Source organism: Acinetobacter nosocomialis (genome assembly GCF_041021905.1).
GTDB lineage: Bacteria > Pseudomonadota > Gammaproteobacteria > Pseudomonadales > Moraxellaceae > Acinetobacter > Acinetobacter nosocomialis.
Genome location: NZ_CP157432.1, coordinates 1,420,221 through 1,437,016, shown reverse-complemented (window position 1 = coordinate 1,437,016; position 16,796 = coordinate 1,420,221). Strand labels below are relative to the sequence as shown.

General features: G+C 37.0%; 15 protein-coding genes and 2 pseudogenes. 4 read left to right on the top strand and 13 right to left on the bottom strand.

The annotated features are described in order from the left end of the window. Nucleotides 1-124 precede the first annotated feature (124 nt). Genes ABLC00_RS06595 through ABLC00_RS06580 form a run of 4 tightly spaced genes read right to left on the bottom strand, consistent with a single transcriptional unit; the run spans nt 125 to nt 2,476 of the window. The gene (locus ABLC00_RS06595; protein WP_033846129.1) at nt 125-523 is read right to left on the bottom strand and encodes a multidrug efflux SMR transporter; all 399 of its coding nucleotides are present in this window, start codon (nt 521-523) and stop codon (nt 125-127) included. After that, nucleotides 520-879 carry an EamA family transporter gene (locus ABLC00_RS06590; RefSeq protein WP_002048441.1) on the bottom strand — a complete coding sequence of 120 codons (360 nt, stop codon included), beginning with the start codon at nt 877-879 and terminating at the stop codon, nt 520-522. Before ABLC00_RS06590 ends, ABLC00_RS06595 begins: the two co-directional genes overlap by 4 nt. Continuing rightward, nucleotides 876-1,760, bottom strand: coding sequence for a carboxylesterase (locus ABLC00_RS06585; RefSeq protein WP_033846131.1), 885 nt, complete (start codon nt 1,758-1,760; stop codon nt 876-878). The genes ABLC00_RS06590 and ABLC00_RS06585 overlap by 4 nt, the downstream gene beginning before the upstream one ends. Continuing rightward, nucleotides 1,757-2,476, bottom strand: a complete 720-nt coding sequence (locus tag ABLC00_RS06580) for an MtnX-like HAD-IB family phosphatase (protein WP_033846133.1) — start codon at nt 2,474-2,476, stop codon at nt 1,757-1,759. The genes ABLC00_RS06585 and ABLC00_RS06580 overlap by 4 nt, the downstream gene beginning before the upstream one ends. 434 nt (nt 2,477-2,910) lie before the next feature. Between ABLC00_RS06580 and ABLC00_RS06575 the strand changes: the two genes are divergently transcribed. The 4 genes from ABLC00_RS06575 (at nt 2,911) to ABLC00_RS06560 (ending at nt 7,148) form a co-directional block, all read left to right on the top strand. Next, on the top strand, nt 2,911-3,666 hold the full coding sequence (locus ABLC00_RS06575) for a MipA/OmpV family protein (RefSeq protein WP_002048463.1): 756 nt from the start codon (nt 2,911-2,913) through the stop codon (nt 3,664-3,666). A 78-nt stretch (nt 3,667-3,744) separates the two neighbouring features. Further along, nucleotides 3,745-5,184 carry an aspartate aminotransferase family protein gene (locus ABLC00_RS06570; RefSeq protein ID WP_004709630.1) on the top strand — a complete coding sequence of 480 codons (1,440 nt, stop codon included), beginning with the start codon at nt 3,745-3,747 and terminating at the stop codon, nt 5,182-5,184. A gap of 9 nt (nt 5,185-5,193) precedes the next feature. Beyond that, entirely contained in the window at nt 5,194-6,261 is a 1,068-nt protein-coding gene (locus ABLC00_RS06565) for a GNAT family N-acetyltransferase (RefSeq protein WP_033854469.1), read from the top strand. Then, nucleotides 6,258-7,148, top strand: coding sequence for a hypothetical protein (locus tag ABLC00_RS06560; protein ID WP_348941182.1), 891 nt, complete (start codon nt 6,258-6,260; stop codon nt 7,146-7,148). The genes ABLC00_RS06565 and ABLC00_RS06560 overlap by 4 nt, the downstream gene beginning before the upstream one ends. A gap of 33 nt (nt 7,149-7,181) precedes the next feature. On the opposite strand, the gene ABLC00_RS06555 is transcribed toward ABLC00_RS06560, so the two are convergent. The 9 genes and pseudogenes from ABLC00_RS06555 to ABLC00_RS06515 all read right to left on the bottom strand — a co-directional run bounded on the left by ABLC00_RS06555 (nt 7,182) and on the right by ABLC00_RS06515 (nt 16,180). Then, nucleotides 7,182-7,499: a hypothetical protein gene (locus tag ABLC00_RS06555; RefSeq protein ID WP_033854467.1), complete on the bottom strand. Its 318-nt coding sequence runs from the start codon at nt 7,497-7,499 to the stop codon at nt 7,182-7,184. A 249-nt stretch (nt 7,500-7,748) separates the two neighbouring features. Further along, on the bottom strand, nt 7,749-8,816 hold the full coding sequence (locus ABLC00_RS06550) for a PoNe immunity protein domain-containing protein (RefSeq protein ID WP_033846134.1): 1,068 nt from the start codon (nt 8,814-8,816) through the stop codon (nt 7,749-7,751). Between the two features lie 2 nt (nt 8,817-8,818). Next, nucleotides 8,819-8,911, bottom strand: a pseudogene (locus tag ABLC00_RS06545) (hypothetical protein); the annotation flags it as partial. A gap of 29 nt (nt 8,912-8,940) precedes the next feature. Then, nucleotides 8,941-10,080: a hypothetical protein gene (locus ABLC00_RS06540; RefSeq protein ID WP_227555079.1), complete on the bottom strand. Its 1,140-nt coding sequence runs from the start codon at nt 10,078-10,080 to the stop codon at nt 8,941-8,943. Between the two features lie 75 nt (nt 10,081-10,155). After that, a pseudogene (locus ABLC00_RS06535) lies at nt 10,156-10,251 on the bottom strand (GAD-like protein); the annotation flags it as partial. Between the two features lie 61 nt (nt 10,252-10,312). After that, nucleotides 10,313-11,587, bottom strand: coding sequence for a type VI immunity family protein (locus ABLC00_RS06530; protein ID WP_033846135.1), 1,275 nt, complete (start codon nt 11,585-11,587; stop codon nt 10,313-10,315). Beyond that, nucleotides 11,584-12,582 (bottom strand): hypothetical protein, encoded by a 999-nt coding sequence (locus tag ABLC00_RS06525; protein WP_033846136.1) that lies wholly within the window; start codon nt 12,580-12,582, stop codon nt 11,584-11,586. Before ABLC00_RS06525 ends, ABLC00_RS06530 begins: the two co-directional genes overlap by 4 nt. A gap of 2 nt (nt 12,583-12,584) precedes the next feature. Next, nucleotides 12,585-15,416, bottom strand: coding sequence for a type VI secretion system Vgr family protein (locus ABLC00_RS06520; RefSeq protein ID WP_033846265.1), 2,832 nt, complete (start codon nt 15,414-15,416; stop codon nt 12,585-12,587). 200 nt (nt 15,417-15,616) lie between these two features. After that, complete coding sequence (locus ABLC00_RS06515) at nt 15,617-16,180, bottom strand: TetR/AcrR family transcriptional regulator (protein ID WP_205200729.1); 564 nt, start codon at nt 16,178-16,180, stop codon at nt 15,617-15,619. Nucleotides 16,181-16,796: the final 616 nt, after the last annotated feature.

Genomic DNA, 16,796 nt, shown 5'->3' with positions numbered 1-16,796 from the left:
GGTAAGTACGTTAAAAGTAATTAAAAAGAGGTAAATAATTTGGCTAAAACAATCTTTTATGAGCCACTCACTTTCATAAAGTCAGCGGCTATAAAGATAATCGCTTTAAAAGAATTCATATATTTTATTTTGTGACGACTTCTTCATGACTATGGCTCTCTTCTTCGTCTTTAGCCAAGAAGCAAACACCTGCAAAAATAAGAATAGCGCCAGTAACTTTTGTAAATGTTAGCGGTTCATTAAACAGCCAAATCGACAAAAACATCACCGTGATGAGTTCTAAATGTGAAGCTGCAAAAGCCGGCCCTATAGGCGCATGCTTTAATAAGTTCATCCAGATAAAAAAGGCACCTATATATCCAATAAAAGCCCCATAAATCCAAGGATGTCCAAAAACTCGGAACAGCCAATCTACATCAAAAGTTAAAGGCATCGCATGAATGGAAGCTAACTTAAAACTGATTTGAGCCAATGTATCGAAGAGCATTAATATTAAAAAACCAATAATATAAAATTTTTTCATGCTCCAATCCCAACAATAGTGACACCGACCGCAATCAGAACTACACCAATTAAGCGATTTCGAGTTAGTTTTTCATTAAAGAATAAGCGCCCAGCAAGCATAATCACGACAATGTTGATACAGCCTAACATGACCCCAATAGAGAGTGGAACTAGCGAGAGGAAAGCAAGCCAAACGACAAACTCAAAGATATAGCAAAAAATACCGAGCCATATCCATGGACGTTTCGCCATGAACCACCAATGCTCAAGCCCTTCATTGGTTTTACTTTCATGAGCAGCGGCCTTAAAAGCCAACTGCCCAACAGTATCAATCAAAATGGTTAGCATCCATACACTGAACACCACAATATTCATAAAAGCTCACCAATTTTTTCAGGTGAAGTTTTACGTTCGTGACGAGTTGATGGATGCTCTGACTGCTTTTTTGGATGTTGGTATTGTTCAATAAATCGAATGGATTCTTCAATGACTTGTTTACGGTCATTATCAATCGTGATCATGTGATAGCTGTTATAAAGCCAGATTAAGGTCTTAGGACCCTTCACTTTGGCATAAATTAACTCACTATTTCTTCGGTGAGCAATATCATCGTCATAAGCATGTAATAACAGACATGGAGCCGTAATATTTGATAAGTTTTTACGAACATTACGCGAAAGACGCTGTAACTGGAACAATGAATGCCACGGGTTTCCCGGTAAACCTGCTTCACTACTTTCACCGCTATTCATAGCCTGAACAATACGCGAACGTAATACCTCATTTTTGATTCCGTATGGTTCAGCTTCGTCAAAGGTATTATTACGGCAGATATTTAAATAATGAACACTCGGCAAAACAATAGGCGCAAGCACTTTTGACCACAAAGGAATGCTCCAGCCATCGTATTGAAAGGTTGGGCTATAGGCAATTACGCCATCGACAGAATAAGCTGAGGCATACTTTAATGCCAATAAAGATCCCATCGATAAGCCTGCCACAAATAGCTGATCTGTATGCTCTCTTAGCTTTTCTGCGGCTGCAACTACACTATTAAACCAGTCTTCCCATCGGCTATTTACCAAATCTTCGACATCACCACAGTGTCCAGCCAACTGCACGCCATATACACTATAGCCAGCCTGATGAAGTACACGTGCAATTCCTCTCATTTCATTTGGCGTACCCGTCAAACCATGAATGAGTAAAATACCAGTTCGGTTCCCCGATAAAAAAAATGAGTTGTCTTTTATCATGTAATCACCGTCACTGGAGTATCTATTCCAAAATCACTGCTTAATAGCTTAGCCAAGGGTTGATAAATTTCTACAAAGTTTTCAAACTTTGTATGGAAAATATGGTTTTCTCTACAATGGTCTATCAAAGATTTTTTTGCAAAAACATAATCTGCATTTCCAGCCAGACAATAATCTGAACGCCCATCTCCAATCAAAATAATTTGATTTTGAGGTTTCTGGTTTGCAATCTTACATTTGCAAGTTCCACTTTGACTTATGCAGCTCGCTTCTTGATTTGGAAACTCGAGTCGCCATGATCTCTCACCTGTCTGAACGAGATGGTTTGCTATTACAGGCAAATGTTCCAAATTATATTTTTTTAAAATATGACGAATAACGAAATCAAGCCCATCACTTACAATCGTCAACGGAATTTTATACTGGGCAGTAATCTTTACTAATTCAATAAAGCCGAGGTCAATTTCAATTTGGTCAAGACATTGCTGCAACTCATCAATAGAGGCATCCAACAGCTCAATTTGTTTTTGCATACAGACTTTGGAACCAATTTTGCCTCGCTCCCACTCTTCCTCAATTTCTTCCCAACCAGCTTTTGCATAGGTTTCAAGCAAATAGTCCGTCGTATCTTTTAAGCTGATTGTCCCATCAAAGTCACATAAAATATGCCAAGGTACAGTGTGATCTGTATAGTAATGCTGGTTGACCATGAACATAAAATGCCTCACACGAATAATTTAAGAATTTTTATAAAAAACACCGTCTGACTTTAGGTGGGAAATCTTAAAAATTTCTTTAATTAAAAATATTTCAAAAAAATATGAAAAGATGATTATATTATTCTGTAATTTACAAAATTATAGGTCGTTAATAATTTAACTCAAAAATGTTGAGCCACTTCTTAAAATAAAAAAATAATTAATAAAAATCAAAAATTTAATAAAATAAAATGTATAAATAATCAATCATTATACCTTCTTCAAAAATCTATTTTTATGCAAAATTAAAGGGTTTTAATAGAAAAATACAAAATTAAGATTTTTTTAATTTTTCATTAAGATTTGTATAAGAATTAACTTTTATATTCAAGAAAATTTTGAACAGAACACAACCAGAAAACGATTATTTTTTCACCCTAGAAAGACTGATTATGATTAAACCATTGAAAAAAATCTCCATAGCAGTAGCAATAACCAGTAGTTGTTTTTACTGCCCTGCTTATGCACAAGAAAGCTCCTCACCAGATTTAACAATGGGTTTTAACTATTCTGTAAATTTTCAAGCTTATAAAGGTCATAAAACCTATCAAACAATTTTACCTGTTTTTTTCTATGACAATGACAAATTCTATATTGAAGGCGACGATGCCGGTTATTACCTCTTCAAAGATGACAAAAATCAATTACGCCTCGATGGACACTATGATGGCAACTCATATGATCCAAGTGGTGAACTTTACTTATTAGATAAGCGCAAATGGTCTGTTCTAGCGGGTGCAAGTTATATGCGTATTACACCGTATGGCGGATTTAAAGCACGGCTTAATACCGATGTCCTGTCGCGTAGTAAAGGTACTATCTTAAGGGCTTCTTATCTTGCTGAGCTAGACAAAGGCAATTTGACCGTCTATCCGGAAGCTGGTTTCCAATGGAACAACGCAAAATATAACCAGTATTACTACGGCGTCAGTGATGCTGAAAGTAAACGGAGTGGTATCGCAGCATATGAACCGGGCCAGAGTATATCGCCTTTTGTGAGCATGACAGCCAACTACAAACTTTCCAAACACGTGAACGCTTTTAGTTCTGTTGAATTTAACTATCTATCAAACGAACAGTTTAAAAGTCCAATGGTAAAAAAACGCACAGATATTACACCTGCTGTGGGGCTTACCTTTACTTTTTAACTCTAACCAATTTTTTCACTCAGCCTCTGTATCTAAAACATACATACTGAAAATACCAACCGTAAAAGGAATAGAAGTATGAACAACAATCATACATTCAAGCAAGAAAGCGCTTCTGCAACTAGTTCTAATAATCGCGTTCCACTTAATGAAGCGCAACTTCTAGCAGATGAGGCAAAGTATTGTTCACACGGCGATACAGTACACTATGTAAACCCACCTAAAATTTTTACGGATTGTCAGGGCAGCTATATTTTTGATGACCAGAATATCCCCTATCTAGACTTACAAATGTGGTATTCAGCGGTTAACTTTGGTTATAAAAACCCACGTTTAGATCAAGCGCTCATCGACCAAATTCATAAACTTCCTCAAATTGCCAGCCAATATTTGCACCCAACTAAAATTGAACTCAGCAAAGTCATTGCTGAAGACATGTTTAAAAAAACAGGTGTACAAGGTCGTGTTCACTATAACGTAGGTGGTTCTCAAGCAATTGAAGATTCACTAAAGCTTGTACGTAACTTCTGCAAAGGCAAAAGCCGTATGTTTGCCTTCGAAGGTGGTTACCATGGCCGTACTTTAGGTGCATCTTCAATTACTTCAAGCTACCGCTACCGCCGCCGCTATGGTCATTTTGGTGAGCGTGCTCAGTTCATTCCATTCCCATATCCGTTCCGTCGTCCTAAAGGCATGACACCAGAAGAATATGCAGATAAGTTAGTTGCCGAATTCGCGCGTCTTTTTGAAAATGAATACCACGGCGTTTGGGACCCTAAAGTTCGTGAAAGTGAATTTGCGGCTTTTTATATTGAAACAATTCAGGGTACTGGCGGTTACGTTATTCCACCGAAAAACTTCTATAAAGGCCTGAAAAAAGTTCTAGATGACCACGGTATTTTATTGGTTGTCGATGAAATCCAAATGGGCTTCTACCGTACCGGTAAACTTTGGTCTTTCGAACATTTCGATATTACGCCAGACGTTGTTGCATTTGGTAAAGCGTTGACCAATGGATTAAACCCACTTGCCGGTATTTGGGCAAAAGAAGAAATGATTAATCCTGAAACGTTCCCAGTGGGTTCAACTCACTCAACGTTTGCGTCTAACCCGCTTGGTACGGCAGTTGGTCTTGAAGTCATGAACATGTTGGCTGAAAAAGATTACGAAAAACAAATCATGGAAAGTGGTGCTTATTTCCTAGAAGGTCTAAAAGACTTGCAATCACGTCATCCAGAAATTGGTGATGTTGATGGATTAGGACTAGCATTACGTGCAGAAATTTGTCAGGCTGATGGCTTTACTCCAAACAAAGAATTGTTGGATAAAATGGTCGATATCGGTCTTTCAGGTACCCTTGAATACCAAGGTCAACAATGTGGTTTGGTGTTAGATGTAGGCGGTTATTACAAGAACGTAATTACATTCGCACCTTCACTAGAGATCTCAAGAGCCGAAATCGATCAAGCGATGGTATTACTTGACCAATTATTAGTTCGAGCTAAACGGGAAATATAAAATTAATTTATGACTATAAACCTGAATCAGTTAGAACCTCAGGCGGTGGTGGATGCTTTTTTAAAGCATCCACCTTTAAGTTTTCAGGTTCATTCGCCTAGCGATTTTTTACCTTATTTTTATACAGAGTTTGATTTATTAACGACTCTAGATACAGACCTTCTTAAAAAAATTAAAGCATTACCAGGCTATCAAATCTGGGGAAAACTCCTTCATTTTAAAACGTGTTTTATCGGGACAACGGTCACAGAATACAGCTTATTACCTAATGGACTTCCTCTGGACTCAATAGCAGATTTTTTAAAAAATAATGACCAGAAAATTAAGTTAGGTATTATTAAAGATCTTCCTTTAGACTCACCTTTGCTCAGCGATCTTGAAAATAATTACAGTCAAACTTTTATTCAAGAAGCAGAAAAAAAAGGTTTTCTATCTGTAGAAGGACAAGCTTTAGCTTATGTTCCTATCGATTTTTCAAGCCGTGAAGAATATCTTTCTCGACTCTCTAAACCACGCCGTAAAAACTTTAATCGTAAACTCAAAAGTTTAAATGAATTAAACATTGAACAGTTATCTACGGGCGATGAGCGCTTTAATGATCATGAGTTTAGAACATATTTATATGAACTCTATCTGGCCGTTTATCACCAAAGCGAAATACATTTTGACCTACTCAGCCCTGAGTTTTTTTCAGAAATTCTTCAAGATGTGCACAGTGGCGGTAAAGTCTTTTTATATTGGGCAGATACAACCCTAGTCGGCTATAACATTTGTTATGAATACAAAGATAATCTGGTTGATAAATATATTGGTCTCAATTACCCGCTCGCAAAAGACTACAATTTATATTTTATTAGCTGGTTCGTAAATTTAGACTATGCCCTAACCCATAACCTCAAATTTTATATTGCGGGTTGGACAGACCCTGAAGTCAAAGCTCAACTGGGTGCTAAATTTACATTTACCCGTCATCTGGTATGGATACATTCACCTGCTTTACGTTTCATTTTAAAGAAATTACGTCCTTTATTTGAAGCAGATCATCAGTGGCATGTTAAACAGGAAACACGATCATGAGTTCAGTAAATAATAGAACACCTGTCGTTTTAAATTTTGATGATTCTGCTGGTGATCCTGATAATGCTGTACGCGTTGATCTCACCTCATGGCAAGAAGTCATTCGCTTTGGTTGTAAATTAAAAGAGTTCGACGAGTTACGTACTTACCTAAACCAGCATTTACCTTCAAAAATGGGTTGTGTCCTGTTAGGTAGCGGTGATTATCACCATGTTACTCAGCTTTTACTGGAAAGATTGCCATCTGCTGAACCAATTCATCTTATTGTCTGTGATAACCACCCTGACAATATGCGTTACCCTTTTGGTATTCACTGTGGTTCATGGGTGTATTGGGCAAGTAAGCTTCCACAAGTTGCCAGAATAGATGTACTTGGAATTAGCTCAAGTGATATTGGATGGCTACATGCTGTAGAAAACCATTGGTCACCTCTATTTAAAGGAAAGCTGCATTACTGGAGCATCCAGCAAAATGCATCATGGGTGCGTTTTACAGGCAAAAAGAAAGCATGGCAAAACTTCGATCATCCAGATGAGTTACTAACTGCATTTCTCACAGAAATAAAAGCATCGAACTTACCTGTTTATTTATCGATTGATAAGGACGTGCTGTCGAGCGAAGTCGTCATGACGAACTGGGACCAAGGTAAGTTTCTAGAGAAGCACTTACAGAGCTTGATTGAAGCGTGTAAGGGTCGATTAGTAGCTGCGGATATTACTGGGGATGTTTCAGCCTATCATTATAAAAATTACTTTAAACGGTTTTTAGCAGCTTCGGATGGACAACAAGAACCAACTGCCGAAGAACTCTCAAATTGGCAATTAGAACAGAAAGCACTGAACCTACGGTTAATTCATGCCATAGATTCAGCTTGGTCAGATCAATAAGAAAAAACCCACAAGCTGTGGGTTTTCTTTTAATTACTTCGCTGCGTTTACGCCAACGATAAATTGGCTACAATTCGAGCCTTCAGAAGCATTGCCTAACTGCTTTTCAGAAAACTTAAATTTTGATGCCACAGAAGCATAATCTTTCTTAAGGGTTTGACCTGTAAGCTCACCTAACTCTTTTACTTGTTCAGGCTTTAAAATTCCGTGTTCAACTGCTTGATTGACCATTACACATGCTGTGGTCATCGCATCATAACGTGCGGCCGTTTTCGAATAACCTAGAGCACCCACTATACCACCAACAATTAAACCGACTACTACAGCCAAAGTTACATGCATTTTATTCATTTTAAATACCTAAAAATTTAACGAAAAGACGAGCACCTTAAGAGTTTGTGCCCAAGTACAATTAAGATAACTGCTTTTATTTGATATAAAAAGTTAGATTCTGTCAGATTTATTGATAGTTGAGGTATCTGTTAAGTCCTGAATAACTCGTTATGATTGCTACCCTTTCTATTTTGAGTTCTTTGTTTTGCCAGCATTTACTTTGACTACTAGCGTTACATTTTAATAACTAATAATCTCAGTCCTCATTTAATTCTCACCATCCCAGCACCAATGCACTTCACCCCAGTGCATTTCTGAAAGTATTGGCAATATGGCACCTTGCGTAAAATACAGTCGTGTATCTGGTTTAGCTGGAGTAATCCAATGACCTGTTTTAATACAAGCTTCACCACCTTTTACTTTTATGCGTTCTGGCTCTTCCTTATTTGGAACCACATTTGATTGTGTACGTGCAAAATCTACTAAGTCTTTTGGATAGAACTCATGCTCACGATATAAGGTATCATCTATCCCCAACAGCCATGTCACCGCTGCGGCTTCCCATGACCAATAGCCGTAATATGTGAAACCGTCATTTATATCCGTTTGTGAATGTTGATCATGATAAGGCTCTCTACGGCTCGCCTCATACCAACCTTCTAAATATTGCAGCATTAAAGCGGGGCGTTGCTCAGGTGCAGCATTAAACACCTTAATTAACTTTCGATAAGGTAAATGTCTTCTGGCTTCATCTGGTGGTGTGCCGCGGTCTGCTACAAAGGGAGCAACCAGACGCTCGATTAAACCATCTTTCTCTTGCCCTTCTGGTGTGGCTTCAACATAGTCAATAATCGGCATAATACGTGCCATTTGGTCTGCGTAACCTGTCAACAAACCAAAACAGACTAAACGTAAAGCAACATACCAATAGTCTTCTGTACCTAAACTAATATGCCAGACATAACGACCATCGGCTTCAGGGCTTAAATTATATAAATGACTGGTTTCAGCATATTCTTCAGTCCAATGAAGTACGTAAGGATAAAGCTCCTTGATGAAGCTGATATCTCCACCTGCTGAATAGTGTAAAGACATTAAATCTAGAGCATCAATGATTCTTCTTCTACCTGCTGCAATATAGCCACCAAACTTTTTTTCGTTTTTATAATTACAAAAACCATCTGTAACCGAATACAATCCATTAAGAAATATGTCAAACCTTTCATGATATATATCTTCAGGCAACAAAGTATCTCGATATAAATGCGTATCCTGTATCTCCAATTCTTGCCATCTTTGCCAATCTATTTCCTGATCATTGACTGTTATTGACATTCTTAACGCTCCAGCATTTCATTTGGCATTAAAAATTCTAAAGTAATTGCATGTGCAGTCACTGTACGAGTACATTTCGGTTTATGAATCAGTTGCAAATAAAAATGCCCTTGTGGACATTCAATTAATCCTCACCATCCCAAGTCCAATAAACTTCCCCCCAATCAGTTACTAACTGAGGAAAAGCATCGCCTTGTTTAAAATAAGCTCTCGAATTAGGTTTCGCAACTGTATACCAATATCCAGTTTTAGGACATTTTTCATTTGCACTAACAGTTAAAGATATTTTTTGATATTCTTTATTATCTGGATGATCAAAAATTTTCCAAGAATTTCCATCATATCTACCTATAAGTTTATTCGTAAAAATCCATAATATATTTTCAGTAGAATCTACTTTAAAAACAAGATTATTATCTATATCATCATGAATATTCACTTTAGTAATTTCATTTTCATAAAATTTATATAAACCGCATGCCGAACCTATATAAAGAATATCATTAAATTCAGTTAAAGAATAAAAATCATCTTTTATACTTAAGTTTGTTTTCCGATTAAGAGTAGCATCCTGATTAATTTCTATTAAATTTCCATATGTTCCACATGCGATTAATTTTCCATCTTTTTTCGGAATAATTGAATATAATGTAGCAGGTGTAACTTTTTTCAATATATTCCATCGCTTACCATCATAATTAGCAATTAATCCATTATCTCCTATACGACCTACACAGAAATAATTACCACTTATTTCACATATATCTATAACAGAAATATCATCCTCATTTTCAAGAGATTCAAAATCTAGTATTTGATTATTACTCGATTTTAAACCAGTTGATAAGTCAAGCCAGTTAAATTCGTTAATATAAACTTGGCCATCATAGCCACAAGCAAATAACTTATTATTTTGAAATTTTATTGTGGAGAGATAACCACGATCTTTACTCCACTCTTGATTTAAACCAGCTCCATCTATATTTTTAAAATTACTATCTTCACCATCAAACTCTTCAATTTCACCTTCATCACTTAATGCTATTAACTTTTTATTATTTTCAATATTATAAAAACATACATCAACTACAATAAAATTAACATCATGATAATACCATCCCTCTCCATTCTCTTCAGTATAATCGTACATAAACAATCGACTAAACTGTTGATTGTCATCAAAGCTATCCAGTGAGCTTGCTACATACACCATATCATCTGAGATAACGCATGCTGAATTAAAAGTAATAGGTTTTTTTTTCATATCCCAATAACTTCACTATTTTTTCACGTTTGCATTCATATATTTAAAAATAGAATAAAAAAGCCCTAACGGGCTTTAATCATCCTTTCCTAGGCCTTGTTCATCCACAAACTTGCCAATATCCAGCATCATTCGTGGTGTATCAAGAGAATCTAAAAACTCTAATAAGCTATTCCAAAATTGAAGTAGCTTATTCATTGAGCTTTATAAAAATATCCTTATTAACGCCCTTTTATTCAACCAAATACCAAATGGTTTCACCCCAAGAGTTATCTTTAATTTCTGGCATAATTTCGCCCTGATTAAAATGACGCTTTTGCATGTCATTCGCTGGACTATACCACTCACCTGTTTTCGGGCAAATTTCACCACCCAGTACCTTAATGGTATTTTGCTCTAACTGTACTGCATGAATTTTATTGACTCGTTTACCCTCCGGCCAATGGCTATCTTTATCAAAACGAGCAATCCATTGTGGAGAGTTCTCTATATCAAATCTTGGGTTTGGATCATCATCCCATGCATCTAAAGTCGTTAATTTTAAATCGTTACAACGAATTGGCTTAATAAGCTCATTTGCCATCACCAATAAATCTGGGACACCCTCTTCAACTGGATAAAGTGATAATTCTCCAAGTCGAATCCATAGACTGAATTTTTCAGGATTTATTGGATCTGGTAATTTAGTAATCGTAATTCGTGGATCATTGAGTTTTAGGCGGATTTGCTCCTCGCTTAACCCTAACTTTTCTATCCAATAAGGGGAAAGTAAAAAACACCATGTAGGAGTACGTAATCCAGCTCCAAGAACAGGTAAATACTCAAAACCATCTTCATCATAATGAGAATGAAATGCCATCGCAGCTGGATGATCAATATCTAATCCATAAAAGTAATCGGTAAATATTCTTTCTGCTGTCTCAAACTCTGGAGAAATTGATGATAGTTGTGTGCTATTTCCAATTTCATATCCACTATATGATTGAATTGGATTAAATTCTTTCAAGCATCTTTCAACAAATTCTTCCCACTTATTTTTATTATTTTTATACCATTTACTGCTAAATGTAATCTTTAAATAAGAGTAGGCGCTAGCTTGGGATAACATCGCCGAGTATGCCCATTGTGCACTTTGTAAATTTGAGTCAGCACTTGATGCCCCCATAAAATAAAATAAATCTGACTCTAAAGCTTTAGTCACGTCAGTGATGATATCTTTCTTATTTGGTTTCTTTTTAACAATTTTCTTCCAATGGCTATCTTCATTTCGATAGAATAAGTTTAGTGGTTTATCGATTATTTCTTCTTCAAAAACATTACAAATAGATAAAATTTTATCTGCAATTAAAAGCACCTCATCATCACTATTTAAAATATAGAATGTTATAAATGGGCAAATACCAAACTCTTCCCCTTCATAACCATACATATAATCACTATTCTGACCAAATCCAGATAAAAAACTTTTAATTTCATTTTCAGATAAAAATAATTCCGACGTACTCATTTTTTCCCAGTAGCTCCTTTAGTTTTACTTTGTGCTGGTTTCTTCTCTTCTAACATTCCAGCATCCTCAGGATAGCGGAACAATGATAGTTTAAACCCTTCATTGGCAGTAATTTTGCTAGTAAATTTGGCTTTTGCGCATTGTAGCTTCAAGTCATTATATGCTTGAAATTGACTATCTTTAATCACATCATTCTGAAATTTAACTTCAACCAGTGCAAAAATATTAGTCAAAGTTAAAGGTTCACCACGATACTCAGGAATAATAATATCTGCTCCTATAATTCCTTTTCCCTTGTAAGGCATTGGCCAAAATGGATTTAATTCTGAACCGACTCTTTTAATACGTGTCTGACCATCTAATTGAGGGGCTAAATATTTCTTAGTTTTTATATCATAACCAAAACATACTTCTGCTTTTAAAGGGCTACGCCATTTTAAAAGCTCATCCATAAACTCAAACATGAAGTTTACGGCAAGCTGCTTTAATCTAATAATAATGTATTCATCAACACTGGCTCCTGCTAACTCTTGAGCCGTCATTTTTAATAACTTTGCAACAATATCTACCTTACTCTTCGGTATAACATCTTTTAATTTTTTACCTTTTTGTTTTCTTAACTGGATCATCGGCAAATGATCCGCTTTCTCACATATTTGACTAATAATAGGTCTAAAAGGAATTTTCTGCTTTATGGCAGCAGTAATTACATTACTTTTTACCTGTGGTCTTCCAGAGGCCGACTTTGTAGCATTAGTTTGTTTATCACCAGCGGTTAAAGTCGTTAATAATACTTTCTCTCGTTGCCGATCAATTTTGTCAGTAATCTCCTTATCAAGATTTTTCATTATTTTCTTGATTTCTTCTTTTGCCTTTTTAATATTATCTTGATAGTTTTTAACCTCATCATAAGCATTTGCTGCTGTACGATACAATTCATATGCTGTTATTGCATATCCAGCCAGTTCAATTATTCCAATCACGACAGGAAGCATAATTATTTTTCTCCCCCACTCATTTTATTAGCCATCTGTTCTAGCTTAGCTTCCCAATTCTCAGTAATACGCTCACTTTCTCTCATTACAGATTTATAACCTATGATCCTTTCTCTACTCTCAGTCACTACTTGTTCAGTCAAACCTTGATTATCAGTAACCCCTTGCTTTATTAAGTTATTTTTTGAGTCATAAATAGAATATTTATAACCTTGGAAATTTCTCCCATCCGCTTTAAATAATTGATATTGAGCAGAATAAGGAGATTGAGCAAATTCCAACTTAGGCAAAGCAGGTAAAGTAGCAGAAGCACTCCCTCCCCCCATAAACACATGCTGTCCAGCCTTCACTTCAAACTTACCGCCAGTGACAGGGAAAATGCCTGAGCCATTAATCTTGATTTGAGAACTACCGGCTGTAATAACAATTTCTTTAGAAGCACTAATTTCAACTTTGTCTTCTGTGGAAATAATTTGGATGCCTTTACGGGCAATTAAATCTGCCCCATCACCTTGAGCTTGTATTTCAACCTTTCCTTTGCCCGCATACAGCCGTGCTCCCTGTTGCGCTGCAAAAAGGCTAATCTTATTTTGAGCATGTGCAATCAGGTTCTTTTGAGTGCTTATATTAATGCTGTCGCCGGCACTTTGGCTTAACTGGCCATCTGCGCTTAGGTGTATGTCTTCATTACTCGCTACCGCAATACTGTTGGGTGCAGTTAATACCATCAAGGCTTGCTTGAAAGCAGCCGCTTTGTCTTTATCTTGCTGTTCAATCTGTTCTAAGAAAGTTTTTAGATTATCTAATACTTCCAATGGGTCAGTTTGCTGGTTTTTAGCCACTTCGCTAAGTGCCTTAGCATTATTAAGACCACCTTCTATTTGTTGTTTGGCATCGGCTGCGTCTAAATGTGTGCCTTGAGCTTGGTCCTGTTTATGAGTGGTAATGAGTAAGCCTTTACCTGCTCTAACAGCACCCCACTGGTCAGTTCTCAATTCAAAACCTTCACCACGACCATCACTTTCCGCTTTGTCTTTTGGATGGCTTAAGTTACCTAAGTTTAACTGACTAGCCGCATGGCTACTTTGTAGCTGAGCACTAATTTGTCCAGTCGTATCATCAAGACGTAACTGGTTAAAACCTTTGCCACCTACTTCTTCTGACCGAATACCACTCAGCTTTTTAGTGTCAGGTAGATGTCCTTTCTGGTCAAACTGGGTCGGGTAGCGTTCAGCTTCGTGAATACGTCCAGCCACAAATGGTCGGTCAACATTACCGTCAAAGAAATCAATCACAACAATTTCACCGATACGTGGCAAGAAGCGTGCCCCATAACCTTTTCCCGCCCATGGGGTTAAAACATCAACCCAAGCCGAGTCTGTGTCATTGTCATTACTTCCTGCTCCACCATCATGGCGGTGGTCATCAGCTCGGGTAAACAAGAAACGGACTTTAATGCGTCCCCACTGGTCAACATAAATTTGCTCGCCTTCTGGCCCAACTACACGTGCACGTTGTACAGAGACTTTAGGCCGATGTTGCAAAGGTTGATACGCAGGAACAACTTTAATATTACGGCGTTGTAAAATCAGTTCATTACCTTGGCGCTCATCTGTTTGACTCGCTTGCCAATGGCTTTGTTGAACTAAGGCTTGAATTTGCTGGTTTAAATCTTTGGGTAAGTTATTTTGGTTGTAATAATGCTTACCAATGATCAGAAACTCTTTATCCGCACCGTCATGAAGATCAATTTCAGGGTGTTCATTAAGTTCAAACCAATAGCCGACTTGTGTATCTCTTACTGTGGTTTTAGCAATAAACTGTTTAGACTGAGCATCATAATAAGCACTTAGGTTCTGATTGAACTTTTCAAGTTGTTGATTACTTGCTGAAGTTGCACCATCTTCACCTTTTAAATCTTGCATCCATGCGGGACTAAAGTGCCATGCATCTTCAAGACTTAAACTTTGATTGTCATAGTTAGAGCTATGCTGATGTTTACTTTGTACACTACCAGCCCCATCTGTTTGTTCTAATACATCTGATTGCCAACGCTGCACAAAAACAGAAGTCGGCTGCAAACTACGGTCAGCCTTTAAGCTGGTCATGCTATCAAATTGTTCAGTTGCATGACTTCGATGGTAGCGAATCGTTCTTCTTGTTAAGGCTTGATATTGGTTATTATCGTCAATAAGACGTAATTTTTGTGGCTGAATATGGTCCGTATTGCTCGGTACAGTAAGCTCAGCTTCATCAATGAGCCAGTTAATGCCTTCACTACGCCATAAGCGGGTTAAAAAATCATAGTCACTTTCATTGAGCTGCATCACAAAAGGACGGACATCATAGGTCTGTTTCAACCCACTCAAATCTAAAGTCAGACTAGATGCAAATAATGGACTTTTCCCCTGCCATTCTTGAAACAGAATTTCACTAATTTCTTTCACACTCTTGTTCATAAACACACGACTGTTTCTGCGTTTATGCCAGAGATAAGTTGGATCACTTATGGTGAGTTTATATAAGGTTAGAGCACCATCACTTTGTCCCTGCGATGCTCCAGTAATAATACCTGTAGTACGGAAAAGACTGCCTCGATCTGTTACCTGATCAACAGCAACCTGCACCCCAATAAATGTCTTGAGTGAAATATGCGCATTGGTTGATAAACAAATCAGCTCGGCTGTTGTACCCTGATTAAGATAATGTTGCCCATCTATACGTTGTAAAAAAACCTGACTATTCAACGATGCATCTGAAAATTGGAGATACACCGAACGATGTTGTGAGAGAAAACCTACGCTCTCTAAGATTTGGGAAATATTATTAAACATTACATTTTTATAAATTGGGGTCATAATCAACTATATTTTATAATAAAATATACAGAACTGTCTATTTTATGCTATTGCAAAATAAGTTTGCACACTCATAAATGACATTCAATAAATACTAAATTAATGGCGAGCACTACTCACCTACAATACTCATAGCGTAGTAATCCTGAGCTCTGCCATTAATCTAAACAATTCATTTATCTTAAACAGATAGGCTTAAAGAAACACTCCACCGCTGCATCCCTGTTCTCTACACTGTCTGTACTTAAAAACTCAAACATTAAGCCATCTATTAAGTTTAAAACCATGTCGGCATCGGGTTTTAATACACTCATTTCTAAGCTAAAAATCAGTTCAAAAATTTCACGGGTCAGCCATTTTCTATACTCAACTGCCATACGGTAAGCCTGCGGGTAAGTCACTTTAATTTCAAAAAAAGCTTTAAGTAATAAGTGGTACAGGCTGTTAGAGTTAACATGTAAGACCACGATTTCTTTGAGCTTATCAATAGGTGTGCGGTAATGGCTTGAATAAATAATGGCGAGTACTTCTTCTTTGAGTAAACTTTTTTGAAAGGCGATACACATTTCAATCAGCCCTTCTTTTGAACGAAAATAGTTATACAACGTCGCCTTGGGTACTTCGCACTGTTTGGCAATCAGGTCTACACCTGCGGTGTGAAAGCCATAAGTTGTAAATAGACCAATAGCCGTTCGAATAATGTGTAATTTTTTGGAAGAGATTTCTAAATCATTTGACATAGTTTTACCGTTATAAATTCTTGTTGTTTCTAAACGAGATACTTTTTTGGGAGAAAAAAAGGCACAGCAAAGCCGTAAAGACTGTGCTTGGCACATCTCAAGTTTTATTGTTGATACAAATTTTTGAGCCGTAATGACTTAAAGTCTGAAAACCCTAAAGGCCATCAAACTGTTTAAAGATGATTTAAGTGGTGTCGTTATAGCTTTTGGCATGGAGAGCCAAGAAATAATGGATGTGCAAAGCCAACTCCTTTTTATTGGGAGTTCTGCCAGACATTAAAATTATGGTGGCAGAACGAAAGGGGGTTAGCAGACTGGCCGAAAAAACCCAGCACACCCGAAGGTGTCCCCCTCCCGTTCCGCCGCAGAGGGGGCACGAGGGTTCGTCACTAAAAGATTGCTCTTTTAATGCTTTTCGGAACGGTCTGCTAAAACCGACTGGCAATGTGGCCAGCAGGCAAAGAATAGTGTCCAAGTCTCTTGTCGTCAAGCACACAAAATGACATTTGCTTTAAATTAGATCACTAAAAAAGTAAGGCTAAATAATTTAGCTTTATTATTAAAATTTGGTTTATAAAATCGAAGAAATTTATATAGATATATGATTTTTGATAGG